This is a genomic window from Streptomyces sp. NPDC058619 (assembly GCF_042717785.1).
Classification (GTDB): domain Bacteria; phylum Actinomycetota; class Actinomycetes; order Streptomycetales; family Streptomycetaceae; genus Streptomyces.
Genome location: NZ_JBHXQN010000015.1, coordinates 65,201 through 89,352 on the forward strand (window position 1 = coordinate 65,201; position 24,152 = coordinate 89,352).

At 73.3% G+C, this 24,152-nt stretch carries 26 protein-coding genes and 1 tRNA gene; 15 read left to right on the top strand and 12 right to left on the bottom strand.

Features of this window, described 5'->3' with window-relative positions:
- Nucleotides 1-173: 173 nt before the first annotated feature.
- Complete coding sequence (locus tag ACFWTC_RS17270; protein WP_383925571.1) at nt 174-647, top strand: cupin domain-containing protein; 474 nt, start codon at nt 174-176, stop codon at nt 645-647.
- Here the strand turns inward: ACFWTC_RS17270 and opcA are convergent.
- Together opcA and ACFWTC_RS17280 are read right to left on the bottom strand one after the other, a co-directional pair.
- Nucleotides 596-1,528: a glucose-6-phosphate dehydrogenase assembly protein OpcA gene (gene opcA / locus ACFWTC_RS17275; RefSeq protein ID WP_383925574.1), complete on the bottom strand. Its 933-nt coding sequence runs from the start codon at nt 1,526-1,528 to the stop codon at nt 596-598. The genes ACFWTC_RS17270 and opcA overlap by 52 nt on opposite strands.
- Nucleotides 1,529-1,614: 86 nt before the next feature.
- Nucleotides 1,615-3,231, bottom strand: a complete 1,617-nt coding sequence (locus ACFWTC_RS17280; RefSeq protein ID WP_384027696.1) for a helicase HerA-like domain-containing protein — start codon at nt 3,229-3,231, stop codon at nt 1,615-1,617.
- An 88-nt stretch (nt 3,232-3,319) separates the two neighbouring features.
- Between ACFWTC_RS17280 and ACFWTC_RS17285 the strand changes: the two genes are divergently transcribed.
- Nucleotides 3,320-3,616, top strand: coding sequence for a type II toxin-antitoxin system VapB family antitoxin (locus ACFWTC_RS17285; protein ID WP_017240525.1), 297 nt, complete (start codon nt 3,320-3,322; stop codon nt 3,614-3,616).
- A 162-nt stretch (nt 3,617-3,778) separates the two neighbouring features.
- Nucleotides 3,779-4,447, top strand: a complete 669-nt coding sequence (locus tag ACFWTC_RS17290; protein WP_383925581.1) for a LytR C-terminal domain-containing protein — start codon at nt 3,779-3,781, stop codon at nt 4,445-4,447.
- Nucleotides 4,448-4,541: 94 nt separating this feature from the next.
- Here the strand turns inward: ACFWTC_RS17290 and upp are convergent, their stop codons facing one another.
- Nucleotides 4,542-5,177 carry a uracil phosphoribosyltransferase gene (gene upp / locus ACFWTC_RS17295; protein ID WP_383925584.1) on the bottom strand — a complete coding sequence of 212 codons (636 nt, stop codon included), beginning with the start codon at nt 5,175-5,177 and terminating at the stop codon, nt 4,542-4,544.
- A 179-nt stretch (nt 5,178-5,356) separates the two neighbouring features.
- Here upp and ACFWTC_RS17300 point away from each other — a divergent pair, with 179 nt between their 5' ends.
- From ACFWTC_RS17300 to ACFWTC_RS17345, 10 genes are all read left to right on the top strand, one after another.
- Nucleotides 5,357-6,313: a universal stress protein gene (locus ACFWTC_RS17300; RefSeq protein WP_384027698.1), complete on the top strand. Its 957-nt coding sequence runs from the start codon at nt 5,357-5,359 to the stop codon at nt 6,311-6,313.
- A 106-nt stretch (nt 6,314-6,419) separates the two neighbouring features.
- Nucleotides 6,420-6,614 carry a hypothetical protein gene (locus ACFWTC_RS17305; RefSeq protein WP_383925589.1) on the top strand — a complete coding sequence of 65 codons (195 nt, stop codon included), beginning with the start codon at nt 6,420-6,422 and terminating at the stop codon, nt 6,612-6,614.
- Nucleotides 6,615-7,014: 400 nt separating this feature from the next.
- Complete coding sequence (locus ACFWTC_RS17310) at nt 7,015-7,566, top strand: hypothetical protein (protein WP_383925592.1); 552 nt, start codon at nt 7,015-7,017, stop codon at nt 7,564-7,566.
- A 62-nt stretch (nt 7,567-7,628) separates the two neighbouring features.
- Nucleotides 7,629-8,057, top strand: coding sequence for a tRNA adenosine(34) deaminase TadA (gene tadA, locus ACFWTC_RS17315; RefSeq protein WP_383925685.1), 429 nt, complete (start codon nt 7,629-7,631; stop codon nt 8,055-8,057).
- Nucleotides 8,058-8,105: 48 nt separating this feature from the next.
- Nucleotides 8,106-8,192: transfer RNA gene (locus ACFWTC_RS17320), tRNA-Ser, on the top strand.
- Between the two features lie 172 nt (nt 8,193-8,364).
- Nucleotides 8,365-8,652 (top strand): hypothetical protein, encoded by a 288-nt coding sequence (locus tag ACFWTC_RS17325; RefSeq protein ID WP_383925595.1) that lies wholly within the window; start codon nt 8,365-8,367, stop codon nt 8,650-8,652.
- Nucleotides 8,653-9,027: 375 nt separating this feature from the next.
- Nucleotides 9,028-9,189, top strand: coding sequence for a hypothetical protein (locus ACFWTC_RS17330; RefSeq protein ID WP_167347253.1), 162 nt, complete (start codon nt 9,028-9,030; stop codon nt 9,187-9,189).
- A 230-nt stretch (nt 9,190-9,419) separates the two neighbouring features.
- Nucleotides 9,420-10,439, top strand: coding sequence for an RNA polymerase sigma factor SigF (locus tag ACFWTC_RS17335; RefSeq protein ID WP_384027700.1), 1,020 nt, complete (start codon nt 9,420-9,422; stop codon nt 10,437-10,439).
- Nucleotides 10,440-10,669: 230 nt separating this feature from the next.
- Complete coding sequence (locus tag ACFWTC_RS17340; protein WP_383925601.1) at nt 10,670-11,509, top strand: RNA polymerase sigma factor SigF; 840 nt, start codon at nt 10,670-10,672, stop codon at nt 11,507-11,509.
- Nucleotides 11,510-11,558: 49 nt separating this feature from the next.
- Nucleotides 11,559-12,368 (top strand): hypothetical protein, encoded by an 810-nt coding sequence (locus ACFWTC_RS17345; RefSeq protein ID WP_383925603.1) that lies wholly within the window; start codon nt 11,559-11,561, stop codon nt 12,366-12,368.
- 206 nt (nt 12,369-12,574) lie between these two features.
- On the opposite strand, the gene ACFWTC_RS17350 is transcribed toward ACFWTC_RS17345, so the two are convergent.
- Nucleotides 12,575-12,811 (bottom strand): hypothetical protein, encoded by a 237-nt coding sequence (locus ACFWTC_RS17350; protein ID WP_383925606.1) that lies wholly within the window; start codon nt 12,809-12,811, stop codon nt 12,575-12,577.
- A gap of 103 nt (nt 12,812-12,914) precedes the next feature.
- Here ACFWTC_RS17350 and ACFWTC_RS17355 point away from each other — a divergent pair, with 103 nt between their 5' ends.
- Both ACFWTC_RS17355 and ACFWTC_RS17360 read left to right on the top strand, forming a co-directional pair.
- Entirely contained in the window at nt 12,915-13,367 is a 453-nt protein-coding gene (locus tag ACFWTC_RS17355; RefSeq protein ID WP_383925687.1) for a MarR family winged helix-turn-helix transcriptional regulator, read from the top strand.
- Nucleotides 13,368-13,382: 15 nt separating this feature from the next.
- Nucleotides 13,383-15,032 carry an MDR family MFS transporter gene (locus ACFWTC_RS17360; protein ID WP_384027702.1) on the top strand — a complete coding sequence of 550 codons (1,650 nt, stop codon included), beginning with the start codon at nt 13,383-13,385 and terminating at the stop codon, nt 15,030-15,032.
- 345 nt (nt 15,033-15,377) lie between these two features.
- On the opposite strand, the gene ACFWTC_RS17365 is transcribed toward ACFWTC_RS17360, so the two are convergent.
- The 8 genes from ACFWTC_RS17365 to ACFWTC_RS17400 all read right to left on the bottom strand — a co-directional run bounded on the left by ACFWTC_RS17365 (nt 15,378) and on the right by ACFWTC_RS17400 (nt 24,076).
- Entirely contained in the window at nt 15,378-17,591 is a 2,214-nt protein-coding gene (locus ACFWTC_RS17365; RefSeq protein WP_384027704.1) for an ArnT family glycosyltransferase, read from the bottom strand.
- On the bottom strand, nt 17,588-18,862 hold the full coding sequence (locus ACFWTC_RS17370) for a glycosyltransferase (RefSeq protein ID WP_384027706.1): 1,275 nt from the start codon (nt 18,860-18,862) through the stop codon (nt 17,588-17,590). Before ACFWTC_RS17370 ends, ACFWTC_RS17365 begins: the two co-directional genes overlap by 4 nt.
- Nucleotides 18,863-18,887: 25 nt before the next feature.
- Entirely contained in the window at nt 18,888-20,357 is a 1,470-nt protein-coding gene (locus ACFWTC_RS17375) for a sensor histidine kinase (protein ID WP_383925617.1), read from the bottom strand.
- A gap of 158 nt (nt 20,358-20,515) precedes the next feature.
- Entirely contained in the window at nt 20,516-21,283 is a 768-nt protein-coding gene (locus ACFWTC_RS17380) for a response regulator transcription factor (protein WP_383925620.1), read from the bottom strand.
- A gap of 139 nt (nt 21,284-21,422) precedes the next feature.
- A complete protein-coding gene (locus ACFWTC_RS17385; RefSeq protein WP_383925623.1) occupies nt 21,423-22,304 on the bottom strand; it encodes an amidohydrolase family protein in 882 nt (293 codons plus the stop codon).
- Nucleotides 22,288-22,635, bottom strand: coding sequence for an antibiotic biosynthesis monooxygenase family protein (locus ACFWTC_RS17390; RefSeq protein WP_383925626.1), 348 nt, complete (start codon nt 22,633-22,635; stop codon nt 22,288-22,290). Before ACFWTC_RS17390 ends, ACFWTC_RS17385 begins: the two co-directional genes overlap by 17 nt.
- 125 nt (nt 22,636-22,760) lie before the next feature.
- On the bottom strand, nt 22,761-23,645 hold the full coding sequence (locus tag ACFWTC_RS17395) for a DUF2797 domain-containing protein (protein WP_383925629.1): 885 nt from the start codon (nt 23,643-23,645) through the stop codon (nt 22,761-22,763).
- A complete protein-coding gene (locus ACFWTC_RS17400; RefSeq protein ID WP_383925632.1) occupies nt 23,642-24,076 on the bottom strand; it encodes an Lrp/AsnC family transcriptional regulator in 435 nt (144 codons plus the stop codon). The genes ACFWTC_RS17395 and ACFWTC_RS17400 overlap by 4 nt, the downstream gene beginning before the upstream one ends.
- Nucleotides 24,077-24,152 lie beyond the last annotated feature (76 nt).

The window sequence follows — 24,152 nt, forward strand, 5'->3', positions numbered from 1 at the left end:
ACTCCGGGACTCCGGGACTCCGGGACTCCGGGACTCCGGGACTCCGGGACTCCGGGACTCCGGGACTCCGGGACTCCGGGACTCCGGGACTCCGGGACCCACGGAATTGACCGGTCTCACCGCCGCCCGATTGACCCCTGTGGCCGGTCTATCCGATCCGTAGATTGGGGGACATGACAGAGACCGCGGTCCGCGCCGCCACCGCCGAAGCCATCCAGGACGCCCCGGGCAGCCTCATCACGCTGCTGACGGACACCGCCGAGCTCACCTGCAACACGGCCGCCTTCGAGGAGGGCGCGACCGGCGCCCCGGTGCACTTCCACACCAGGGCGACCGAGTTCTTCCACGTCACCGCCGGACGGCTCGACGTGCTCGTCGGCGACGAGGTCCACACCCTCGGCGCCGGCGACTTCATCGCGGTCCCGCCCGGCGTCAAGCACGCCTTCGCGCCCGCCGCCGGCCACACGGCCTCCGTCTTCGTCGGCTTCACGCCCGGCATGGGCCGCTTCGACTACTACCGGCTCCTCGGCCGGGTCCACGCGGGCGAGGCCACCGTGCAGGACATCAAGGACAGTTCACCGACGTACGACAACCACTACGCGGAGAGCCCCGTCTGGAGCGGCCGCCGCCGCAGCGCGGCCCCGTAGACCTCGTCCGCGTCCAGGCGGCGCAGCTCCTCCGCCATCAGCTCGGCGCCCCCGCGGATCTTCAGGGCCACCTTGCGGTCAGGGCTCCCCGGCAGGGCCAGGGTCGCCAGCACGCCCCCGGGCCGGTCCACGCTGATCTCCCCCGCCCCGGTCTCCAGCACCACCCGGGTGATCACCGGGCCCTCGCTCGCCACGCGGACGGCGGGCACCCCGAGCCGGTCCTCCAGCCACCGCGCCAGCAACTCGGAGCTGGGGTTGTCGGGCTCGCTCTCCACCCGTGCGCCGGTCACCGGCAGCGGCTTCTGGTCCAGCGCGGCGGCCAGCAGGGCCCGCCACGGCGTCAGCCGGGTCCAGGCCAGGTCGGTGTCCCCGGGCTGGTACGCCGCGGCGCGCACGTCCAGTTCGGCGACCGGGTCGGCCGCGGCCTGGGCGTCGGTGATCCGGCGCTGCGCGAGGACCCCGAGGGAGTCCCGGGCCGGGTCGGCGGGGGCGTCGGCCGGCCACCACGCCACCACGGGCGCGTCCGGCAGGAGCAGGGGGAGCACCACCGAACCGGCCTGACCGGTCAGCTCGCCGTGCAGGCGCAGCATCACGATCTCGCCCGTTCCGGCGTCCGCCCCGACCTTCAGCTCGGCGTCCAGCCGGGTCGCCCGGAGCTTGTGCGGCCCCCGGGAGGTCCGTTTGATCACCGCGATGATGCGGCACGGGTGCTCGTGCGAGGCCTCCGAGGCCGCCCGTACGGCGTCGTAGGCGTTCTCCTCGTCGGTGACGACGACGAGCGTCAGCACCAGCCCCATGGTGGGGCTGCCTATCGCCCTGCGGGCTTCGAGCAGCGCCCGGTTGACCTTGCTGGACGTGGTGTCGGTGAGTTCGGTCCGCATGGGCGGAGTCTGTCAGCGACCGGTCCGGTCCCGGCACCAGGTTCGCTCGAATCCGCCCGGAGCGGGGCGCGGGCCCGCGGCCGGCGTCACCGGCGCTTGCGCGCCGTACCGAAGATCGACCGCGAGATCTCCCGGCCCAGCTGCGTCCCGACCGACCGGGCCAGTGAGCGGAACAGCCCGCTGCCCACCACCTGTTCGGCGAGCGAGGGGTCGGGCTTGGGGGCGCTGCGCGCCGCCTTCTCGGCCTCTTTGGCCTCCGCCTTCGCCTGCTTCTCGGCCTGCTCGGCGCTGATCTTCTCGTACGCGGACTCGCGGTCGACCGGCTCCGCGTAGCGCGAGTACAGCAGCGAGCCCTTCACCGCCGCGTCCAGGGCCGCCGCGGCGATCGGCCCCATGAGCGACTGCGGGGCGCGCAGCCGGGTCGCCGCGACGGGGGTGGGGGCGCCGTTCTCGCTGAGCACGGTGACGACCGCCTCGCCGGTGCCGAGTCCGGTGAGCAGCTCCTCCAGGTCGTACGCGGAGTGCGGGAAGGTCTTCACCGTCGCCTTGAGCGCCTTCGCGTCGTCGGGGGTGAAGGCGCGCAGCGCGTGCTGCACGCGGTTGCCGAGCTGCGCGAGCACGTCCGCCGGCACGTCCTTGGGGGTCTGCGTCACGAAGAAGACGCCGACGCCCTTGGAGCGGATCAGGCGCACGGTCTGGGTGATGGAGTCGAGGAAGGCCTTCGAGGCCCCGTTGAACAGCAGGTGGGCCTCGTCGAAGAAGAAGACGAGCTTGGGCTGCTCCAGGTCGCCGACCTCCGGCAGGTCGTTGAACAGGTCGGCCAGCAGCCACATCAGGAAGGTGGAGAAGAGCTGCGGCTTGTCCTGGACGGCCGGGAGCTCCAGTACGGAGACCACTCCGCGGCCGTCGGCGGCCGTGCGGAGGAACTCGCCGGTGTCGAACTCGGGCTCGCCGAAGAACTCGGAGGCGCCCTGCTGCTCGAAGGCGGTCAGCGCCCTCAGGATCACCCCGGCCGTCACCGTGGACAGTCCGCCGATGCCCTTGAGCTCAGGCTTCCCCTGGTCGGAGACGAGGAAGGCGGCGACCGCGCGCAGGTCCTTGAGGTCGACGAGCTCCAGGCCCTTGGAGTCGGCGTAGTGGAAGACCAGGCCGAGGGACTGCTCCTGCGTCCGGTTGAGCTGGAGCACCTTGGACATCAGTACCGGGCCGAAGCTGGTCACGGTGGAGCGGACCGGGATCCCGGGGCCGATGCCGCCGAGCGAGTAGAACTCGACGGGGAAGCCGGTGGCGTGCCACTCCTGGGCGACGTCCGCGGCGCGTTGCACGACCTTCTCGTGGGAGGTGCCGGGCGCCGAGATCCCGGAGACGTCGCCCTTGACGTCCGCGAGGAAGACGGGGACGCCGTGGGCGGAGAGCTGTTCCGCGATGAGCTGGAGGGTCTTGGTCTTGCCGGTGCCGGTGGCGCCCGCGACCAGCCCATGGCGGTTCAGCATCGACAGGGGGATGCGGATCTGGCGGTCCGGCAGGCAGGCGCCGTCCCAGAGCAGGGCCCCCAGGTCGAGGGCGGGGCCGGTGAAGGCGTAGCCGGCGGCGATCCGCGCGGCCGGTCCCGCCTCGTCGGCCTCCGCGCTCGCGGCCGGTCCCGCACCGTCCGCCGGGGCGCTCGCGGCCGTCGTGGCGTCTGAGTCGGTGCTCTCGCTCATGCATCACTCCCGAGTTGGTGCCGTTTGCCACTTTTGCACCAACCGCGCAAGGCTGCGCCCGCAGGCACCGGCCCGGTAGGCTTTCCGTGTGATCTTCAAGCGCATCGGTAACGGAAAGCCGTACCCCGACCACGGCCGGGAAAGCACCCGGCAGTGGGCGGACGTCGCGCCGCGCCCGGTCCGGCTCGACCAGCTGGTGACGACCAAGGGACAGCTCGACCTCGAAACGCTGCTCGCCGAGGACTCCACCTTCTACGGCGACCTCTTCGCGCACGTCGTCAAGTGGCGGGGCGACCTCTATCTGGAGGACGGACTGCACCGCGCCGTGCGCGCCGCCCTGCAGCAGCGCCAGGTCCTGCACGCCCGCGTCCTCGAAATGGACTGACGACCCGCCGGCGGCCCGCCCGGGGGCCCGTCGGCGGCCCCATGGCCGGGGCCCGGTGCGGAGCGTCGGCGCTTCGTACCGGATTGCGCCTTTCGGGTCGCCCTTTGCTTATCAGCACATCATCGAGTGGGCATCGCCGACGGGCGGCACTACGCTGCGCTCATGAGCATGCTCACTCCCCCCGGCATGGGCGGAAAGTACCGCGTCACGGGAGCGGCTTACCCCCGCATGAGCCGTAAGCGGAGCCTCCGCCGGATCGTCCTCACCGCACTCGGCGCGGTCCTCGCCCTCGCAGTGATCAGCTACGGGGCACTGCAGCTCATCGACGTGTTCCGGGGCGACAGCCCCAAACGGAACACGGCGGCCGGCGCCGGGGACTGTCCGACCGCGAAACCCGCGGCCGCCGTCAAGGGCGCCCCCGCGGCCGCTCCTTCGACCCCCGCCAAACCGGCCGTCGCGCTGCCCCAGCCCGGTCAGATCACGGTCAACGTCTTCAACGCTACCCCGCGCGCCGGACTGGCCAAGGCCGTCGGCGACGAGCTGAAGAAACGCGGCTTCGTCATCGGCAGCGTCGGCAACGCCCCGGCCGGCTTCGACAAGAAGGTTCCCGGCACCGGGATAATGCTGGGCTCCCCGGCCACCGACAAGGCGGCCTTCGCCGTGCTCGGCACCCAGCTGGCCGGCACCACGCAGCAGACCGACAGCCGCAAGGGCGCCGACATCGACCTGATCCTCGGCGACGCCTTCAAGGAGCTGAGCACGAAGGAGGACGCGGACAAGGCGCTGGCCCTGCTGGCCAACCCCGTGCCCGCGCCCGCCAAGAACTGCTGACGGCGAAGAGCCCCGGAGCCTGCGGGCTCCGGGGCTCTCCTCTGTGTCCGCCGTTCCGGCTCCCGCGGGTCGCGGCTGCTGCGACGGCAGCGTGCTACTCCGCGGAGCCGTACATCCGGTCGCCCGCGTCGCCCAGCCCCGGCACGATGTAGCCGTTCTCGTTGAGCCGCTCGTCCACCGCGGCGGTGACCACGGTCACCGGCGTGCCCGCGAGGTCGCGCTCCATGACCTCCACGCCCTCCGGGGCGGCCAGCAGCACCACGGCGGTGACGTCGTCGGCGCCGCGCTTGATGAGCTCGCGGATCGCCGCGACCAGCGTGCCGCCCGTGGCGAGCATCGGGTCGACGACGTAGACCTGACGGCCGGAGAGGTCCTCGGGCATGCGCGTCGCATACGTGGAGGCCTCCAGGGTCTCCTCGTTGCGGACCATGCCCAGGAAGCCCACCTCGGCGGTCGGCAGCAGCCGCACCATGCCGTCGAGCATGCCGAGACCGGCGCGCAGGATCGGCACGACCAGCGGGCGCGGGTGCGACAGCTTCACACCGGTGGTGGGCCCGACCGGGGTCTCGATGTCGGCCTGCTCGGTGCGCACGTCCCGGGTGGCCTCGTACGCGAGCAGGGTGACCAGCTCGTCGGCGAGGCGGCGGAAGGTGGCGGAGTCGGTGCGCCTGTCGCGCAGGGTGGTGAGTTTGTGCGCCACCAAGGGGTGATCGACGACCAGCAAACGCACAACATCCTCCAAGACTCGGAAACCCAGGGTTCTCGACCTGCGACCTGCAAAAACGGCCGCACGACGCGACCCGCACCCGAAAGGCTACGCGCTGCCGGGGGCGCTTCGCGTCTCAAGGCGCGGACGCACCGCCGCCGTCTGGAGATGCGGCCCGGGCGCACGCCCAGCACGCTGGACGGATGAGCAGCGCACCGGTGATCGCGGCCGTCGACGGATCCGACCACAGCCTCGGAGCCCTGGAGTGGGCACGGGCCGCCGCCCTGCGGCACCGTACCGGACTGCTCATCGCGCATGTGCTCCCCGACCACGCCCAGTTGTACGCCGGCCGGCGGGCCGCGCTCCACGACGCCTCGCAGCCCGACGAGTTCGCCGACCCGGTCCGCGACCGCATCCGGGCCCTCCTCGACAGCGGCCCGGAGCTGCCCGGCGAGGTGCGCTACGAGGCGCTGGAGGGCTCCGCGCCCGAGGCGCTGCGGGTCATCGGGGCGCAGGCCCTGATGCTGGTGATGGGCTCCCGGGGCCGCGGCGGCTTCGCCACCCTGCTCCTGGGCTCGAACAGCCGCGCCGTCTCCACCACGGCGCCGTGCCCGGTGGTGGTGGTCCCGCACGAGGAGCGCCGCGCCGGCGCCGCCCCGGAGGCGTCCGCCGGGCGGGTGGTCCTGGGGCTGCACGCCGCCGAGACGCCCGAGGACGTGCTGGACTTCGCGTTCGCGGAGGCGGCCGCACGGGGGACCACCGTCCAGGTGGTCTCCGCGTACCTGATCCCGCCCTCGCCGACCATGGTGGTGGACAGCCCCTTCGCGGTGATCCCGCCGGAGGGGCTCGCCGACGGCGGGGACGCCGTGCCGGCCGAGCGGGAGATGCTGCGTTCCCAGACGGCGCGGCTGGCGCCCTTGCGGGCCCGCTACCCGGACGTCCCCGTCGAGCAGGCCGCCGTCCCCGGGGATCCGGCGGGCCGCCTGGTCGACACCTCCCGCTCGGCGGCCCTGGTCGTGGTGGGCCGCCACCACCCGCGCCGCGGCGCGATGTCGCTCCTCATGGGCTCGGTCGCCAACGCGGTCCTCCAGCACGCGCACGGCCCGGTGGCCGTCGTACCGACCCTCACGGACGACCAGAACCGCCCGCGACCGGTCTGACCTGCGCCGGGGTGGCATCAATCGGGCCGACCGGGGGAAGGTGGTTGCGGGGGGTCTGCTTCGCGCCGGCGGAGGAGGACGACCGGACCAGCCGGGGTGGTGGCCGATGCCCGACACGCAGTCGAGCGACGAAACCGACGACTACGGAACGCCGGAGACGGCGGCGCAGCGCCGTGCGCGGCGCGCGCAGTTCCTGCGCGACCTGAACGAGGCGCGCGAGCTGCGCGAACGCGTCCAGCCCCGGCGCGCCCGCGCGGCGCGGATGCGCCAGCAGATGCGCATGCGCACGTTCCGCTGGTAGCCGGGCGCGCGCTTCGCCGGCAGCCCGGCGTGCGCGCCTCCGGCCCGGCCCGAGGCGTGCGCGCCTCCGGCCCGGAGCGGCCACCGGCGCCCCGGACCCCCGCCCCAGAGCGCGCCGCGCCCGCCGACACGGCCGGGCCGCGCCGGGCCGCGGGACCGCCGGAGCGGGCCCCGCCGAAGCCTCCGGACCCGTACGGCACCACCGTCCCAGGGCCCCCGTACGCGCCGCGCGGCGCACGGCACGGCGCGACGCAAGCGCGGAAGACCTCTCGCAAAGCCGCCGTTTCTGCCACGATGCCGATTGGGCGGGGCACGGGCGGCGAGCAGAACGGCCGTTCCACCCCATCCTCCGGCCGGGGGGACCTCCAACCGGCACGCCTAAGACCAGTGGGAGAGTCACGGTGTACTTCGCCGCACTGCTCGCGCGCACCGAAGACGGGTGGGAAGCGAGCGACATGGAACTCGACAACGTCGAGTCCCTCAGTGATCTGATCGATCTCGCCCGTTCCGCCGCTGTCGACGACGACACGGTGGTCGCCCTCATCGAGCAGGAGGACGCCTGGTTCGGCGTCGTCCGCGTGGACGGCGAGGAGGACCCGCGGTACTTCGTATCGAACGCCGCCGGGGCCGCCCGCAGCTCCTACGGCTCGATGCTGACCAAAGAGCTGCTGGGCAGCGATGAGGAGGACGACGACGAACTCGACGAGCTGGACCTGGACGGCACCGAGGACGGCGAGGAGGAACCCGTCGCCTCGTTCGCGGACGGGGACGACGACGCCGACGAACCGGGCGGGAGCGGCGCGGAGCCGGTACCGGCCGGACCGCTCGGCGACCCCGCGCTCCTGGACGACCTCGGCGTGACCAACAAGCAGCTGATGAACCTGGACGGGGACGCCCTCTCGGAGATCGCCGACTCGCTCGGCGCCACCGAGGTCCTGGAGGCCGTCCGCTAGTGACCGGCACGCACGACGCACACCCCGGTCCCGATCCCGTACGGGACCCCTGGCGGGACTCCATGCGCCTGGCGCTCGTGGAGGCCGCCCGGGCGGTGCCGGCCGGCGACGTGCCGGTCGGCGCCGTCGTGCTCGGCCCGGACGGCGGGCTCCTCGCCACCGGGCACAACGAGCGCGAGGCGACCGGCGACCCCACCGCGCACGCCGAGGTGGTGGCGCTGCGCCGGGCGGCCGCCGCGGTCGGGGAGTGGCGGCTCCCGGGGTGCACCCTGGTGGTGACCCTGGAGCCGTGCGTGATGTGCGCGGGCGCGCTCGTCCAGTCACGGGTGGCCCGGATCGTCTACGGCGCCGCGGACGAGAAGGCCGGCGCGGCCGGGTCGCTGTGGGACCTCGTACGGGACCGCAGGCTCAACCACCGGCCCGAAGTGGTCGGCGGGGTCCTGGCCGGGGAGTGCGCCCGGCAGCTCACGGACTTCTTCCGGAACCTGTGACGGATACGGATTTCAGAGCACGGCGCACCGTGGGCTAAGCTCTCTCTCGGTAGCGTGTCCGAGCGGCCGAAGGAGCACGCCTCGAAAGCGTGTGATGGTGCAAGCTATCCGTGGGTTCAAATCCCACCGCTACCGCTGTGACCGAGAGCCCCGACCCGCAAGGGTCGGGGCTCTCGGCGTTCCACGGGGTGCACGGGGGCCCCGCGGGCCCGCACCCGCCGGCGGGCGTGCGCGGCCAGTTCGCGGCCGTTCGCGCCCTCCGGAGGGCCTCCGCGTGACCGCCCGCCGCCTCGGCCGTTGTCACGGCATGACCAAGACCCAGCGCATCCTCGCCGCCTTCGCCCTCGCGGGGGCCGCCGCGGGCCTCGCCGCACCCGCCGCCTCGGCCGCCCCGATCGCCCCCCTGACCCTGCCGGACCTCCCGACGGCGGCTCCGGGCATGCCGGCCGGAGCCACGCCCGGCTCCGTCCAGGAGATCGGCGCGAAGCTCAACCAGCTGAACGAGCTCAACCAGCTGATGGAGGTCCCCAACCACCTGGCGCCCGTGATCGCCCCCGTGGAGCCCGTCGTGGGCCTCCTGGGCGGCGTCCAGTAGGCAGCCCGGACCCTCCCCCGGAAACGCGAAGAAGGCCCCGGCCTGAACCGGGACCTTCGACGCTTGGGACGGGGGAAGTGGCATCGGGGGGACAAGCCACTCCCCCCGACGAGGACGGAACCTGCCAGTCCGGGCCGCAGTCAGGGGGGAAGCTTGCGGCTCGGACCCCGCAGTGAGGTCCTGTCCCTCACCCACCGATTTCCTGCCAGAACCGGTGGGTTCACATCAATCCTGCGCCCGCGGCGCACGCCGACCCGACGGCAAAGGACCCGGACCGCCGGGTCATTGGTCCTTAAAGGGCTGGTGAGTGTCCAAACCCGACCGGTTAGACTCACCCGACTTTGGCAGGACCGGTTGGGGAGGCCGTCACCGCACATGGACACCAAGAAGCTCATCACGGGCGTCCTTACCGTGTTCGTCCTCTTCGTGATCATCACCCAGCCCAAACGGGCCGCCGAGATGGTCGGAATAGGCTTCCAGGGCATATCGGATGCCGCGTCCGGCATCGGCGAGTTCATGACCGAACTGGTGCGCTGAACCCGTACGCTGATGCGGTTTCCGGATTTCCCGGCCCCCCACTCCGACGGGTGGGGGTTTTTTGCGTACCCAAGACTGGGCATATTGCCACTATTTGCCCAACTTGCCCTCAACACGGCGTTATGCGGTGCTTGCACACAGTGCATATCTCTTGTGATGCTATGACCGCTTTTAACGGATGAGTTGACTGAAGGGGTGGCGTGACCGTGCCGGCCAGTACTGCGCCTCAGGTGCCACCCCAGCAGGACCCCCAGCAGGACCTCCCGCAGGTGTCGGCGCAGGCGCCCCCACAGGCATCGCCCCAGCCCGGCCGGCAGGCTCCGCCGCAGGCGTCCCCGTACGAGCCCCACCACGAATCCCAGGTGCCTCCCCAGCAAGAGCCCCGCCAGGAACCCCGGGAGGGAGCGCCGGAGGCGCAGCAGGAGGGTGGGCAGGGCGAGGCCGGGGCCGCCGCGCCGCCGGCCCCGGTCCCCCCGAGGCCGCCGAGCCGGGGGGCGGACACCCGGGCGCTCACCCAGGTGCTCTTCGGGCAGCTGAAGGACCTGGAGCCGGGCACCGACGAGCACACCAGGGTCCGCGGAGCCCTGATCGAGGCCAACCTCCCGCTCGTCCGGTACGCGGCCGCCCGCTTCCGCAGCCGCAACGAGCCGATGGAGGACGTGGTCCAGGTCGGCACCATCGGGCTGATCAACGCCATCGACCGGTTCGACCCGGAGCGCGGCGTACAGTTCCCGACCTTCGCGATGCCGACGGTCGTGGGCGAGATCAAGCGGTACTTCCGCGACAACGTCCGCACCGTCCACGTGCCGCGCCGCCTCCACGAGCTGTGGGTGCAGGTCAACGCCGCCACCGAGGACCTCACCACCCTCCACGGGCGCACCCCGACCACCCCCGAGATCGCCGAGCGGCTGCGCATCACCGAGGACGAGGTGCTGTCCTGCATCGAGGCCGGCCGCAGCTACCACGCGACCTCGCTGGAAGCCGCCCAGGAGGGCGACGGCATGCCCGGGCTGCTGGACCGCCTGGGGTACGAGGACCCGGAGCTGGCCGGGGTCGAGCACCGCGACCTCGTCCGCCACCTGCTCGTACAGCTGCCCGAACGCGAGCAGCGCATCCTGCTCCTGCGGTACTACAACAACCTGACGCAGTCCCAGATCAGCGCCGAGCTCGGCGTCTCCCAGATGCACGTCTCCCGGCTGCTCGCACGGAGCTTCGCCCGGCTCAGATCCGCAAACAGGATCGAGGCGTAATCAGAACGAGTGGAGATGATTCCCTCGATTCCCGGCGCAACGGCCTTATCCCCTTCTGACCTGGTCTGTCGCTGGAGATATATGTCGACTTGGCGCTACAGCGTGTTGCCGACATGTGACATTCTGCTGGAACCGCGTTTGCCGCAGCCCCGCCTCCGGTATTCAGGTGGAGGCTGCGTTCCTCTGACGGGCGCGCCGCACGCGACCGTCCGCGACCTCAAGGGGGTGGCATGTCCGTAGACCAGGGCAGCTCCAAGGTGCTCACGCTCGTCAAGAGCCCGACACCGGCAGTGTCCGACCGCTCGGAAGCCATCGACACCCGCACCCTCTCCCGCTCCCTCTTCCTGCGACTCGCCTCCCTGGACGCGGACAGCCCCGACCGGGCGTACGTACGCGACACCCTGATCGAGCTGAACCTGCCCCTGGTGCGGTACGCCGCAGCCCGGTTCCGCAGCCGCAACGAGCCGATGGAGGACATCGTCCAGGTCGGTACGATCGGCCTGATCAAGGCGATCGACCGGTTCGACTGCGAACGCGGCGTCGAGTTCCCGACGTTCGCGATGCCGACCGTCGTGGGCGAGATCAAACGATTCTTTAGGGACACCTCCTGGTCCGTCCGCGTCCCGCGGCGGCTCCAGGAGCTGCGCCTGGCGCTGACGAAGGCCAGCGACGAGCTCGCCCAGAAACTGGACCGCTCGCCGACCGTGCCCGAGCTCGCCGCCGTGCTGGGGGTGTCGGAGGAGGACGTCGTCGACGGCCTCGCCGTGGGCAACGCCTACACCGCGTCCTCGCTCGACTCGCCCTCCCCCGAGGACGAGGGCGGCGAGGGCTCGCTCGCGGACCGCCTCGGCTACGAGGACACCGCGCTGGAAGGCGTCGAGTACCGCGAGTCGCTCAAGCCGCTGCTCGCCAAACTCCCGCCCAGGGAACGGCAGATCATCATGCTGCGGTTCTTCGCGAACATGACCCAGTCGCAGATCGGCGAGGAGGTCGGCATCTCCCAGATGCACGTCTCCCGGCTGCTCACCCGCACCCTCGCGCAGCTGCGCGTCGGGCTGATCGGCGAGTAGCCCGTACCGTACGGTTCCCAATTGACGAAGCGTCAGTAAAACTGGCGCGATGCGAAAGGGATCTCGCGCGGCCGCTCTGCTCGCCCTGTGGTGCACGGCCGCCGCCGGCCTCACCGGCTGCGGCGGCCCGCCGCCGGACGGCTACGTCGCGGTGGGCGCCGCGGCCCCGGGCCCCGAACGGGGTGCGGGGGAGAACGTGGCGCCGCAGGGTGCGGTGGAGTTCCAGCAGCTCGGCGGCCCGTCCGCGGCGGGCGGCTCCGCCGAGTCCTCCGGTACGCCCACCGGCACCGCGGAGGGCCATCCCCAGGGCGGCTCCGCCCTGAGCAGAGCCCCGTCAGGCGCACCCGGCGGCCCGGCATCCGGCCCGGGCGCACCACCGGGCTCCGGACGCACGACCACCCCCGGCACCTCCGCCCCGCGGGACACCCCGGGCGGCTCCGGCACGTCCGGGGGCGGCACGTCCGGGGGCGCGGGCGGCCCCGGGACCCCGCCCACCGCGCCGACGACCCCGCCGGGTACCAGGCCCGGCACGACACCGCCGCCCCCGGCCACCCCGGCGCGGCTGGCGGTGTCGGCCCCGACCAGGGCGGCCGCGGCCGACCGCTGGTGCGAGCGGGTCACCGTCACGTTCACCAACAGCGGCACGACCGCGGCCCGTTCCGGCACGGTCAGCTTCGCGACGCACATCATCGGCGCCCTCGGCGTCGACTGGGCCACGATCACGACCACCCAGGCGCTGCCGGCGCCGATCGCGGGCGGCGCCGCGAAGACGCAGACCTACACCGTGTGCGTGGAGTCCTGGCGGGTCCCGCTGGGCATGCGCGTGGAGACCAGGAAGGTCACGGCGGCCTGGAGCTGAGTTGCGGCGCGCCCGCGGGGGCGGGCGGCGGGCCCGCGGGAGGACGTACCGGCTCCCGTCGGCGCCGGGCGTGCCGACTCCCGTCAGGGCAGGCGACACCGGCTCCACCAGGGCGAGCGACACCGGCCCCGTCGGCGCAGGCTCGCCGGCTCCCGTCCGCGCAGGACGGTCCGCGCGACGGCTCAGTGCAGGACGACCCGCACGGATCAGTGCAGGACGACCCACACGGCGGCGCCGATGACGAGCGCCAGCCCGAGGGCCACGCCGAGCCACTTGACCGTCTTCGAGCCGGCCTGCTGCTGCTCCGCGCGGCGCTGCTGACGGGCCCCGGGGCCCGCCTGCCGGGCCGGAGCGGCTTCGTCGACGAACGCCCGGAACATCTGAGTGCTGCCCGCGGGGTCGTAGTTGCCCTCGGGGCCCTGTGAGTTGTGGTTCGCAGCCATGGATCAGGACCCTAGCCGGTTTTCCGATTCCTTTACCGCCCGACCCTTCTGATTCATTTGCCTGTAGCAACCATCCGCTTATATGGTTGCTCTAAGCAACAAGATGAGGAGCTGCCCGGTGACCACTCCTACCGTTCCGAGCACATCCACCCGGTACCAGGAGCTGGCCCGCCAGCTGACGGGGATCGGCGCGGTCAAGCGCGACCTCGCCCGCATCCTGCCCCCGGACTGTCCGGCCGGGGCCGCCGCCGTCCTCGCCGTGCTCGACCGGCACGGCGAGATGCGGCTGAGCCGGCTCGCCGCGTTCATGGCGATCGACGTCTCGGTGACCAGCCGGCACGTGGCCCACGTGGCCGACCGCGGCTGGATCGCACGGGAGATCGACCCGGGGGACGGCCGCTGCCGGATCCTGCGGCTCACCCCGGCCGGGCGGGCGCTGCTCACCGAGCTCGGCGCCCGGTACACGGACGCGCTGGAGAGAGCCCTGGCCGACTGGTCCCCCCGGGACATCGACGAACTCAACACCCTGCTGGCCCGACTCCGATCGAGCTTCTAGTACGTAAGGAAACACATGGCTACGACCACACCCTCCGGTGTGCGGGGAGGCGGCGGCCAGTCGGGGACCACGTCCGACGGCACGTCCATGACCCACCCCCAGATCATGAAGGCGCTGTCCGGGCTCATGCTCGGCATGTTCGTGGCGATCCTCTCCTCCACGATCGTCTCCAACGCCCTGCCCGAGATCATCGGCGACCTCGGCGGCACCCAGTCCTCCTACACCTGGGTCGTCACCGCGGCCCTGCTCTCCATGACGGCGGCGACCCCGCTGTGGGGCAAGCTGTCCGACCTGTTCAGCAAGAAGCTGCTGGTCCAGATATCCCTGGTGATCTACGTCCTCGGGTCCGTGGTCGCGGGCCTGTCGCAGAACACCGAGATGCTCATCGCCTGCCGCGTGGTCCAGGGCATCGGCGTCGGCGGCCTGTCCGCCCTCGCCCAGATCGTCATGGCCGCGATGATCTCGCCGCGCGAGCGCGGCCGGTACAGCGGCTACCTCGGCGCGGTCTTCGCCGTCGCCACCGTCGGCGGCCCGCTGCTGGGCGGCGTCATCACCGACACCTCGTGGCTCGGCTGGCGCTGGTGCTTCTACGTCGGCGTCCCCTTCGCGATCATCGCGCTGGTCGTGCTCCAGAAGACCCTGAAGCTTCCGGTGGTCCGCCGCGACGTGAAGGTCGACTGGCTCGGCGCCCTGCTGATCAGCGGCTCCGTCTCGCTGCTGCTGATCTGGGTCACCCAGGCCGGCACCTCGTACGACTGGATCTCCTGGCAGACCTGGGCGATGACCGGCGGCGCCGTCGTGCTCGGCCTGCTCTTCGTCCTCGTCGAGTCCCGCGCGAGCGACCCGATCATCCCGTTGCGGCTGTTCCGCAACAAGACCATCACCATCGCCTCGGCCGCCTCGCTGTTCGTGGGCATCGCGGTGTTCTCGGGGACCGTGTTCTTCAGCCAGTTCTTCCAGCTGGCCCGCGGCGAGTCCCCCACGATGTCCGGAGTCCTCACGATTCCGATGATCGCCGGCCTCTTCGTCTCCTCCACCGTTTCCGGTCAGGTGATCACCAAGACCGGCCGGTGGAAGGCCTGGCTCGTCGGCGGCGGCGTGCTCCTGACGGCCGGACTCGGCCTGCTGGGCACCCTGCGGTACGACACCCCGTACTGGCACATCGCGATCTACATGGCGCTGACCGGCCTCGGCCTCGGCATGATGATGCAGAACCTGGTCCTCGCCACCCAGAACCAGGTGGCCCCCGAGGACCTGGGCGCGGCCAGCTCCGTCGTCACCTTCTTCCGCTCGCTCGGCGGCGCCATGGGCGTCTCCGCGCTGGGCGCGGTCATGGCCAACCGGGTCACCCACTACGTCCAGGACGGTCTCACCGCGCTCGGCCCCGAAGCCGCGGCCATGGGCCACGGCGGCACCGCCGGGGGCGGGATCCCGGACCTCGACAAGCTGCCGGCGCCGTTCCGCGAGGTCGTCGAGGCCGCGTACGGCCACGGCGTCGGCGACGTCTTCCTGTACGCCGCCCCGTTCGCGCTCCTCGGACTGGTCCTGGTGCTGTTCATCAAGGAGGTCGCGCTGAGCTCGAAGCCGGCCGCCCACGCCCCGGCCACCGGCTCCGGGACCGCGGCGGGCGCCGAGGCCCCGGCCACCGCGCAGGCCACGGTCTGAACTCCCCGCAGCACCCTGCGACGAGACGCCGCGCCATCCCGCGAGACCTGCGGCGGCTGTGGCACCCGCGGCGCCTGAAAGAAGGCCACCGCCCGAAGCCGGGACATCCGGGTTCGGGCGGTGGCCTCTGCTGTGGGGGCGGCGGGTCGGCGGCGAGCCGACACCGGGCGGTACGCCCCCACCCGGACAGCGGGACGGGCTCCGCCGGGGGCGGGTTCCCGCCGGGGACGGGCTCCGCCGGCCCGAGCGTGGCACGGACGGGCTCGGGGCAGGGCGGGCAACGCCCGAGCGGGCTCCGCGCCGTGTCGCCGCGCGGGGCCCGCCGGGGGTGGAACGGGGTGTGGGTCAGGGCGTGGTGGCCGGGGCCGTCAGGTCGTAGAACGTGGCCCCGCCGACGGTGGACGACGTGAACGTGGCCTTGACCCAGGTCTCGATGGCCGTGCCGGTGGCGCCGGACGGGCCACCGCCGCCACCGCGGGTGCGGCCCGCCGCACCGTCCTCGGCGCCGTCCCCGGCAGCGCTCTGGCCGATGAACCAGTGGATCTTCCCGGCCTTCACGTACTCCTGGAACCGCTCCAGGGTCGGCGACGGGTCGCTGCCGTTGAACCCGCCGATCGCCATCACCGGCTCGCCGGAGGCCAGCTGGTAGCTCGCCGCGTTCTGCGAGCCGATGGCGGCCGCCGCCCAGGTGTACTCGCCGGCGTCCGCGCGCAGGGCGGCCGTTGCCTGCGCCGCGACCCTGGTCCCGCCCAGCAGCCCGCCAGGACCACCCTGGCCGCCGCCACCGGCGCCGCCCCCGGGCCGCCCGAAGCCGCCGCCGGACCCGCCCTGGCCGCCCGGTACGCCTTGGCCGCCTTGGCCGCCCGGGCCGCCCGGGCCGTTCGGCGCCTGCCCGCCCGGACCGGCCTGCGGCGCGCCGCCGGGCGCGACACCGGCGGTCCCACCAGCGCGACCGGTACCACCGGCCACACCGGCACCGCCGGGACCCTGCTCCCCGCCGGGTGCGAACCGCATCCCGCCGCCCGGCCCGCCGCGGCCTCCCGCCACCGCCGGTCCGGCGGTCACGATGGAGCCCGTGTGCCCGGTCGTCACGGTGGTCAGGCAGTACGCGAGGGGCCCGGCCAGCGCCGCCGCCAGCCCCAGCGCCGCCACCGCCGGAAGGGCCCGGCGCCCCACCCGCGCGGCGAACGGCAGCGCGACCGCGGCGAGCAGCCCCGCCACCAGCACCGTCCAGCGCAGCCAAGGCAGGTACCCGGTGGCCCGGCCGAGCAGCACGTACGACCAGACCGCCGTCAGGGCGAGGACCCCCGAGAGCGTGAGCACGGCGACCGGGCTGCCGCGCTCCTCCCACAGCACGGCGACGCCCATGCCGACGAGCGCGGCCACGAACGGCGCCAGCGCCACCGTGTAGTACTCGTGGAAGATGCCCTGCATGTAGCTGAAGACGAGCACGGTGATCAGCAGCGAACCGCCCCAGGCCAGAAAGGCCGCCCGGGCCGTGCTCTCCAGCGAGTCGGTGGCCCGGCGGGCCCGCCAGGTCATCACCAGGCCGGCCACGAGCAGGGCCAGGGCGGCCGGCAGGAGCCAGGAGATCTGTCCGCCGATGTTGCCCGCGAACAGGCGGTCGACGCCGGTCTCGCCCCAGCCGCCGCCCCCACCCCCGCCGGGCCGCTCGCCGCCGCCCACGCTGCCGGTCTCGTTGCCGTTGATCCGGCCCAGCCCGTTGTAGCCGAGGGTCAGTTCCAGGAAGGAGTTGGTCTGCGAGCCGCCGATGTACGGGCGCGAGCCCGCCGGCCACAGCTCGACGGCCGCCACCCACCAACCGCCCGCCACGACCACGGCGGCTCCGGCGAGCAGCAGCTGGCCCAGGCGCCTGCGCAGCCGGGTGGGCGCGCAGGCGGCGTACAGGAGGGCGAGCGGCGGCAGGATGACGAAGGCCTGCAGGGTCTTGGTGAGGAAGGCGAAGCCGACCGCGACGCCGGCCCAGACCAGCCACCGGGTGCGCGCCCCGTCGAGGGCCCGCAGCACGCAGTACACGGTGACCGTCAGCAGCAGGGTCAGCAGCGCGTCGGGGTTGTTGAAGCGGAACATCAGCGCCGCGACGGGGGTCAGCGCGAAGGCCGCGCCGCTCAGCAGCGCCGCCCCCGGTCCGAACGAACGGCGGACGGCCGCGTACAGGACCGCCGTCGTCCCGACGCCCATCAGGGCCTGCGGGACGAGGATCTGCCACGCGCCGAGCCCGAACAGCCGGACCGACAGCATCATCGGCCACAGGGCGGCCGGGGGCTTGTCGACGGTGATGGAGTTCCCGGCGTCGGAGGAGCCGAAGAAGAAGGCCTTCCAGTTCTCGCTGCCCGCCTGGACGGCGGCGGAGTAGAAGGAGTTGGCGTACCCGGAGGAACCCAGGTCCCACAGCAGCAGGACGGCGGTCGCGATCAGCAGCCCGGCGAACGCGGGGCGCTCCCAGCGGGGCCGGTCGGTTCGGGCCCGTATCGCGGCGGGCGCGGCGGGCTCACCGGGCGCGTCGGGTGGGAGGAGTGGAAATGCGGCCGTGGTCATCGGCTGTCCTTGGGCGTAGGGATCGCGGAGCCGCGCCGCTCGGGGAAGACCCAGGCGCGGAAGAGCAGGAACCGCAGCACGGTGGCGGCGAGGTTGGCGGTGATCAGGACGGCCAGCTCCGTGCCGTGCGCCGGCCGGTCGGTGGCCGCCGCCAGGGCGGCGAGGGAGCCGCTGGTCAGGGCCAGCCCGATCGCGAACACCACCAGCCCCTGGGCCTGGTGGCGCACGGCCCGGTCCCGGCCGCGGATCCCGAAGGTGAGCCGGCGGTTCGCGGCGGTGTTGGCGACGGCGGAGAGCAGCAGGGCGGCGCCGTTGGCGGTCTGCGGGCCGGTGCCGGTGCGGATGGCGGAGTAGAGGACCAGGTAGAGCAGAGTGGACAGCGCGCCGACGGCGCAGAAGCCGAGGAGCTGGCGGGCCAGCCCACCGTCCACGCCGGGCAGGGCGCCCCGGTCGCGCGGATCGTCCCCGAAGGGGCGGGCGAGGCGGTCCAGCGGCGGGGCCCCGACGGCGAGCGCGCGGCCCACCCGCCAGACGCCCTTGAGGTCCTCGGCGGCGGTCCGGGCGATGTGGACGGTGGAGTCGGGGTCGTCGACCCAGTCCACCGGCACCTCGTGGATGCGCAGTCCGGCCCGTTCGGCGAGCACGAGCAGTTCGGTGTCGAAGAACCAGCCCGAGTCCTCCACCAGCGGCAGCAGCCGCTCGGCGACGTCGCGGCGGATGGCCTTGAACCCGCACTGGGCGTCACTGAACCCGGCGGCGAGGGAGGAGCGCAGGAGGAGGTTGTAGGCGCGGGAGACGAACTCCCGCTTCGCCCCGCGCACCACCCGCGAGGAGCGGGCGAGGCGGGTGCCGATGGCGAGGTCGGAGTGGCCGGAGATCAGCGGGGCCACCAGCGGCAGCAGGGCGTTCAGGTCGGTGGAGAGGTCCACGTCCATGTACGCGAGGATCGGCGCGTCCGAGCCGGTCCAGACCGTGCGCAGGGCCCTGCCCCGGCCCTTCTCCTCCAGCCGGGTGCTGCGCACGCCGTCCAGGGCGGTGACGAGCCCGGCCGCGACCTCGGGGGTCCGGTCGGTGCTGGCGTTGTCGGCGACCGTGATCCGGAACGGGTACGGGAAGGTGCGGGTGAGGTGGTCGTGCAGTCGGCGCACGCACCGGTCGAGGTCCTTCTCCTCGTTGAAGACCGGTATCACCACGTCGAGGACGGGCTCGCCGGGCAGGGGCGCGAGGTGGGCCCGTGCCGGAAGGGCCCCGGGAGAGGCGTCGGTTGACATGCGACGAGCCTCGTGGAGCGCCCTGTCACCGCTGTGTGGTGAGCCTGTGCCCCGTCTGTGAGTCCCCGGCCGTACCCGTCGGAGCCGGGGGCAGCAGGACCTCGAAACAGGTCCGTCCGGGCTCGCTCCGCACGTCGACCTGTCCGCCGTGGGCCGTCACCACGGCTTGGACGATGGCGAGGCCGAGCCCGGTGGATCCCGCACCCCGGGAGCGGGAGGCGTCGCCCCGGGCGAAGCGCTCGAAGACGTGGGGGAGCAGGTCGGGTGCGATCCCGGGCCCGTCGTCCTCGATCCGGAGCCGGACGGCGGATGTTTCACGTGAAACACGCGCCGTGACGGTGGTGCCGGGCGGGGTGTGGGTGCGGGCGTTGGCCAGCAGGTTGACCAAGACCTGCTGGATCCGGGCAGGGTCGGCGAGGATCGTCGCGGGCTCCTCCGGCAGGTGCAGGCGCCAGTGGTGTCCGGGCCCGGCGGCCCGCGCGTCGCTGACCGCGTCGATGACGAGGGGGGCCATGTCCGTCTCGGTGTCGCCGGTGGCGAGCGGGCGGCCGGCGTCGAGCCGGGCCAGCAGCAGCAGGTCCTCGACCAGGCCGGTCATCCGGGTGGCCTCGGACTCGATGCGGCCGAGGGCGTGCCGGGTGTCGGGGCCGGGCTCCTCCCGTCCCCGTCGGGTCAGCTCCGCGTAACCGCGGATCGACGCGAGCGGGGTGCGCAGCTCGTGGCTGGCGTCGGCGACGAACTGGCGGACCCGGGTCTCGCTCTGCTGGCGGGCGGTGAGGGCGGAGGAGACGTGGCCCAGCATCCGGTTGAGGGCCGCACCGACCTGGCCGACCTCCGTACGGGGGTCGGCCTCGGCGTCCGGCACCCGTTCGTCGAGCGCGGGTTCGCCGCTGTGGAGCGGCAGTTCGGAGACCCGGGTGGCGGTGGCGGCGACCCGTCGCAGCGGGCGCAGGGCGACCCCGACCAGGGCCTGACCGGCGAGGGAGGCGGCGATCAGCCCGGCCAGGGTGACGCAGACCTCGACCCCGATCAGGGTCTCCACGGTGGAGTCGAGCTCGTGCAGGGGGAAGCCCAGGACCAGGCTCCCGTCGGGGGCGGACAGCACGCGGTACGCACCGAGCCCCGGCAGGTGCAGGTCCACCGGCTCGGCGCGGCCCGGTTCGGCGGTGAGGGCGACCGCCTGGAGGGCGGCGGTCTGGGCGGGGGTGAGGAGCTCGCGGTTTCCGAGCTCGGGGTCCTCGACGCGGACGCTGCGCGCCGTTCCGGCCACCGTGCCGTCGGAGTCGAGCCGGACCCCGGTGGCGCCCAGGGGGGTGCCGGGGCCGAGGACGGAGCCCAGGCCCCCTTCCCGGGCGGCCTTTCCGCTGCCGGGGCCGCGGGTGCCCATGTCGACGGAGATCCGCAGCTGCTTGTCGAGCTGGTCGACCAGGTAGGAGCGCAGGGCGAGGGTGGTGACGGTGCCGATGGAGGCGCCGACCACGGCGATCAGCAGCACCGCCGAGACGACGAGCCGGGTCCTCAGCGACCAGGGCCGCCTGCGCGACCGGGCCGGACTGCGCCACCACGGCGCACGCTTCGACCGCGGGGGCCGCCCGGGCTCCGGCGGCCGGCCGGGACGCGGCGGACGTCCCGGCCGGGACGCGCGCAGGGCCACTACTCGGCCGGCTTGATCAGGTAGCCGGCGCCGCGCCGGGTGTGGATCATCGGCGCCAGCCCGGGGCCGCTCTCCAGCTTCCGGCGGAGGTAGGAGATGTACAGCTCGACCACGTTGGCCTGGCCGCCGAAGTCGTACGACCACACCCGGTCCAGGATCTGCGCCTTGCTCAGCACCCGGCGCGGGTTGCGCATCAGGTAGCGCAGCAGCTCGAACTCGGTCGCGGTCAGGTGGATCTCCAGGCCGCCGCGGACCACCTCGTGGCTGTCCTCGTCGAGGGTCAGGTCGCCGACGGCCAGGACGGACCCGCCGCGGGCGGCCTGCGCCGCACCCGAACGCCGGACCAGGCCGCGCAGCCGCGCCACGACCTCCTCCAGGCTGAACGGCTTGGTGACGTAGTCGTCCCCGCCCGCGGTGAGGCCCGCGATCCGGTCCTCGACGGAGTCCTTCGCCGTCAGGAACAGCACCGGGACCTGCGGGATCTCGCGACGCAGCCGTCCGAGGACGGCGAGCCCGTCCATGTCGGGGAGCATGACGTCGAGGACCACCACGTCCGGCCGGAACTCCCGCGCCGCACGCACCGCCGCCGCCCCGTCCCCGGCGCTGCGGACCTCGCAGCCCTCGTAGCGCAGCGCCATGGACAGCAGCTCGGAGAGCGAGGCCTCGTCGTCGACGACGAGCACCCGGCAGGGCCCGCCGTCGGGCCGCACCAGGGCCGTGGGATTGCTGGTGGACGGGGACGCGTGTGAGGTGGTCGTCGCAGTCATGCGACCACGCTGTACGGCGCCTCTGAGAGCGTTCTTGCGCGTACCTGTGAATTTCCTGAGAAACGACCGCACCTGCCGGAAGCGCGGACGGACGGGCCCGGATCCGCCCCGGGAGGCGCGGGAACGGACGGTCGACGGGTCAGCCGGGAAGACGGAACAGCCGGGCCCCGTTGTCGTGGCAGACCGCGCGCAGCCACGCGTCCCCCAGCCCGAGTCGTTCGAGGGCGAGGAGCTGTCCGTCGTACGGGTACGGGATGTTCGGGAAGTCGGTGCCGAGCAGGATGCGGTCGCCGAGGTCGGCGAGCCGCCCCAGCTCCGCGCGCGGGAAGGCGCTGAACTGCTCGGAGAAGTCGGTGAAGGCCATCGTGGTGTCCAGGCGGACCTCGGGGTGGCGGTCGGCGAGGTCGAGGAATTCGGCGTACTCGGGCATGCCCATGTGGGCGATGACCAGGGGCAGTCGCGGGTGGCGGGCCAGCAGCCGGGCGACCGGCTCGGGCCCGGTGTGCTTCCCGGGGACGGGCCCGGAGCCGCAGTGGATCACGATCGGCGTGCCGGCCTCGGCGAGGAGGCCCCAGACGGGGTCGAGCCGGTCGTCGTTCGGGTCGTAGCCGCCGACCTGGAGGTGTGCCTTAAAGACGCGCGCCCCCGCTTCAAGGGCCCGGCGGACGTACCCGGCGGCGCCGTCCTCCGGGAAGAAGGTCGCGGTGTGCAGGCAGTCGGGCGTCCGGGCGGCGAAGTCGGCGGACCAGGCGTTGAGCCAGGCGGCCATCTCCGGCTTGTGCGGGTAGAGCATAGCGGTGAAGGCCCGTACGCCGAACTCCCGCAGCAGCGCGACCCGCTGCTCCTCTTCGTACCGGTAGGTGATGGGCCACTCGACGCCGGTCAGCGGGCCGACCGCGTCGAAGTAGTCCCACACCTTCTCCAGCACCCGCTCGGGCATGAAGTGCGTGTGGACGTCGACCAGCCCGGGCAGCCCGAGCCGGGTGCGGAAGGCCCGGACCGCCTCAGCCGTGGTGGACAAAGCCGTGGCTCCGCTCGACGGTCGCGACGTGCAGGGTGTAGCTCTCGTACCAGTGGGCGCGCCCCTGCTCCATGGCCGCCTGGTGTTCCGCGTCCTGCCGCCACCGTGCGAGGGACGCGTGGTCGCGGAAGTAGGCGACGGTGATGCCGAGCCCGCCGGGGGTGCCCGCGGACTCCTGCCCGAGGAAGCCCGGGTTCGCGGCGACGATCTCGTTCATCCGGTCGAGGGTCTCGGCGTAACCGCTCTCGTCGGCGCCGCGGACGCTGCTGAACACCGCCATCAGGTAAGGCGGTTCGAAGGCCGGAAGGGGCCGAAGGGGCTGAAGAGTCATGGGCACCACCCTCGGCGGCGCCCTCCCGCATGTCCACCGGAATCAGCCCCTGAAGGCCAAAGGGATCCAAGTTTTGACCATGGCCGCCGACGTCGCCACCCCGGGCCGGGACCCGCGCGGCGTCCTCAGAACAGCCCGTCCTGCTCGGCCGGGGGACGGACGGCGACGGAGACCTCCGCCGAGGGCGCCGCCGTCCACGCCTCGCCTTCGGGGACGGCCAGCTCCCAGCCGGCCAGCAGCCGGCCGTCCACGACGAGCCCGTCCGCGAGGTGTAGATCGGGTCCGGCCGCGGCCGCCAGCACCCCCGTCACGGCCCCGCCGGCCACCATCTCGGTGACGACCCGGGTGGGGGCGGGCAGCCCCGCCAAGCCGAACGCCACGGCGTGGTCGACGACTTCGCACTCCACCCGCTCCAGCGAGTCCGGCCATCCCGGCAGGGCTGCGGCGCGCGCGTGCAGCTCGGCGACCTCCAGGGCCCGTTCGGGCACGGGCGGCAGCCCTGCCCGTACGGCGCGTTTACGGGCGTACGCGATCCGGTCCGGCACCCCGAGCGCGGCCCGCAGCAGCTCCTCGGTACGCCGGGCCGCCATCAGCGGCCCGCGCCCCAGCCAGGCCCAGGCCACCGCGCCCTGCTCCAGCAGCCGGACGGAACCGCGCTCCTCGGCGGTGATGCCGACCTTGACCAGACCGGGCCCGAACCAGGCCAGGTAGACCCGGTAGGTCCGCGGATCGGCGGCGTTGGTGTCGGCCGCCACCGAGAAGGACCGGTCCAGGCGCGCACACTCGGGGCACTGGGCGTTCCCCGTCCGGCCGGGCACGGCGGCGCCCGTGGGGCAGGGCGTCCGCTTCCCGGCCCGCCACACGCCCGGGCAGCGCCGCTCCCCGCGCGCGACGAAGGCCAGCCGCTGCCCGTACGCGAGCACGCTCTCCCGCGTCCCGCGCCCCTGCGCGTACCAGCCGACGGCGGGCAGGCCGCCGCTCCACCGGACGCCGGAACACCGCCAGGTCACAGCGGAAGGGGCCGCTCGAAGAAGGTGTCCAGCACGACGGTGGCGTGCGTCCCGATGACACCGTCGATGGCGTAGAGGCGGCGCAGCACGTCCTGCAACTGCCCGGTCGTGGCGGTGCGCACCTTGACCATGACCGAGGCGCTGCCCGCAATGATGTGCGCCTCCTGGATCTCGGGGATCGCGGCGAAGGCATCGCCGGACTCGCCCATCCACGCGTTGGAGTCGACCATCACGTAGGCCAGCACCCCGCTGCCCACGGCGGTCGGGTCGACGTCGACGGTGGTGCGGCGGATCACCCCGCGCTCGCGCAGTTTCCGTACGCGCTCGTGGGTGGCCCCGGCCGACAGCCCGACGGCCGTGCCGAGGGCGGCGTACGACTGGCCCGCGTCCTGCTGGAGGCGCTGGACGAGCGCCCGGTCGATGTCGTCCACGCGATCTTCCTCCCATGGGCCCGTCGGCCCTTGCGAAGACAGTACCTGATCCTGCAATCTCACCCTCAGGCCGAAT

Bases quoted from the DNA above. Each gene is read 5' to 3' on its own strand.
- ACFWTC_RS17270 (WP_383925571.1), top strand. From the start codon at position 174: ATGACAGAGACCGCGGTCCGCGCCGCCACCGCCGAAGCCATCCAGGAC.
- opcA (WP_383925574.1), bottom strand. From the start codon at position 1,528: ATGCGGACCGAACTCACCGACACCACGTCCAGCAAGGTCAACCGGGCG.
- ACFWTC_RS17280 (WP_384027696.1), bottom strand. From the start codon at position 3,231: ATGAGCGAGAGCACCGACTCAGACGCCACGACGGCCGCGAGCGCCCCG.
- ACFWTC_RS17290 (WP_383925581.1), top strand. From the start codon at position 3,779: ATGAGCATGCTCACTCCCCCCGGCATGGGCGGAAAGTACCGCGTCACG.
- ACFWTC_RS17300 (WP_384027698.1), top strand. From the start codon at position 5,357: ATGAGCAGCGCACCGGTGATCGCGGCCGTCGACGGATCCGACCACAGC.
- ACFWTC_RS17305 (WP_383925589.1), top strand. From the start codon at position 6,420: ATGCCCGACACGCAGTCGAGCGACGAAACCGACGACTACGGAACGCCG.
- tadA (WP_383925685.1), top strand. From the start codon at position 7,629: ATGCGCCTGGCGCTCGTGGAGGCCGCCCGGGCGGTGCCGGCCGGCGAC.
- ACFWTC_RS17325 (WP_383925595.1), top strand. From the start codon at position 8,365: ATGACCAAGACCCAGCGCATCCTCGCCGCCTTCGCCCTCGCGGGGGCC.
- ACFWTC_RS17330 (WP_167347253.1), top strand. From the start codon at position 9,028: ATGGACACCAAGAAGCTCATCACGGGCGTCCTTACCGTGTTCGTCCTC.
- ACFWTC_RS17340 (WP_383925601.1), top strand. From the start codon at position 10,670: ATGTCCGTAGACCAGGGCAGCTCCAAGGTGCTCACGCTCGTCAAGAGC.
- ACFWTC_RS17345 (WP_383925603.1), top strand. From the start codon at position 11,559: ATGCGAAAGGGATCTCGCGCGGCCGCTCTGCTCGCCCTGTGGTGCACG.
- ACFWTC_RS17350 (WP_383925606.1), bottom strand. From the start codon at position 12,811: ATGGCTGCGAACCACAACTCACAGGGCCCCGAGGGCAACTACGACCCC.
- ACFWTC_RS17355 (WP_383925687.1), top strand. From the start codon at position 12,915: ATGAGGAGCTGCCCGGTGACCACTCCTACCGTTCCGAGCACATCCACC.
- ACFWTC_RS17360 (WP_384027702.1), top strand. From the start codon at position 13,383: ATGGCTACGACCACACCCTCCGGTGTGCGGGGAGGCGGCGGCCAGTCG.
- ACFWTC_RS17365 (WP_384027704.1), bottom strand. From the start codon at position 17,591: ATGACCACGGCCGCATTTCCACTCCTCCCACCCGACGCGCCCGGTGAG.
- ACFWTC_RS17370 (WP_384027706.1), bottom strand. From the start codon at position 18,862: ATGTCAACCGACGCCTCTCCCGGGGCCCTTCCGGCACGGGCCCACCTC.
- ACFWTC_RS17380 (WP_383925620.1), bottom strand. From the start codon at position 21,283: ATGACTGCGACGACCACCTCACACGCGTCCCCGTCCACCAGCAATCCC.
- ACFWTC_RS17390 (WP_383925626.1), bottom strand. From the start codon at position 22,635: ATGACTCTTCAGCCCCTTCGGCCCCTTCCGGCCTTCGAACCGCCTTAC.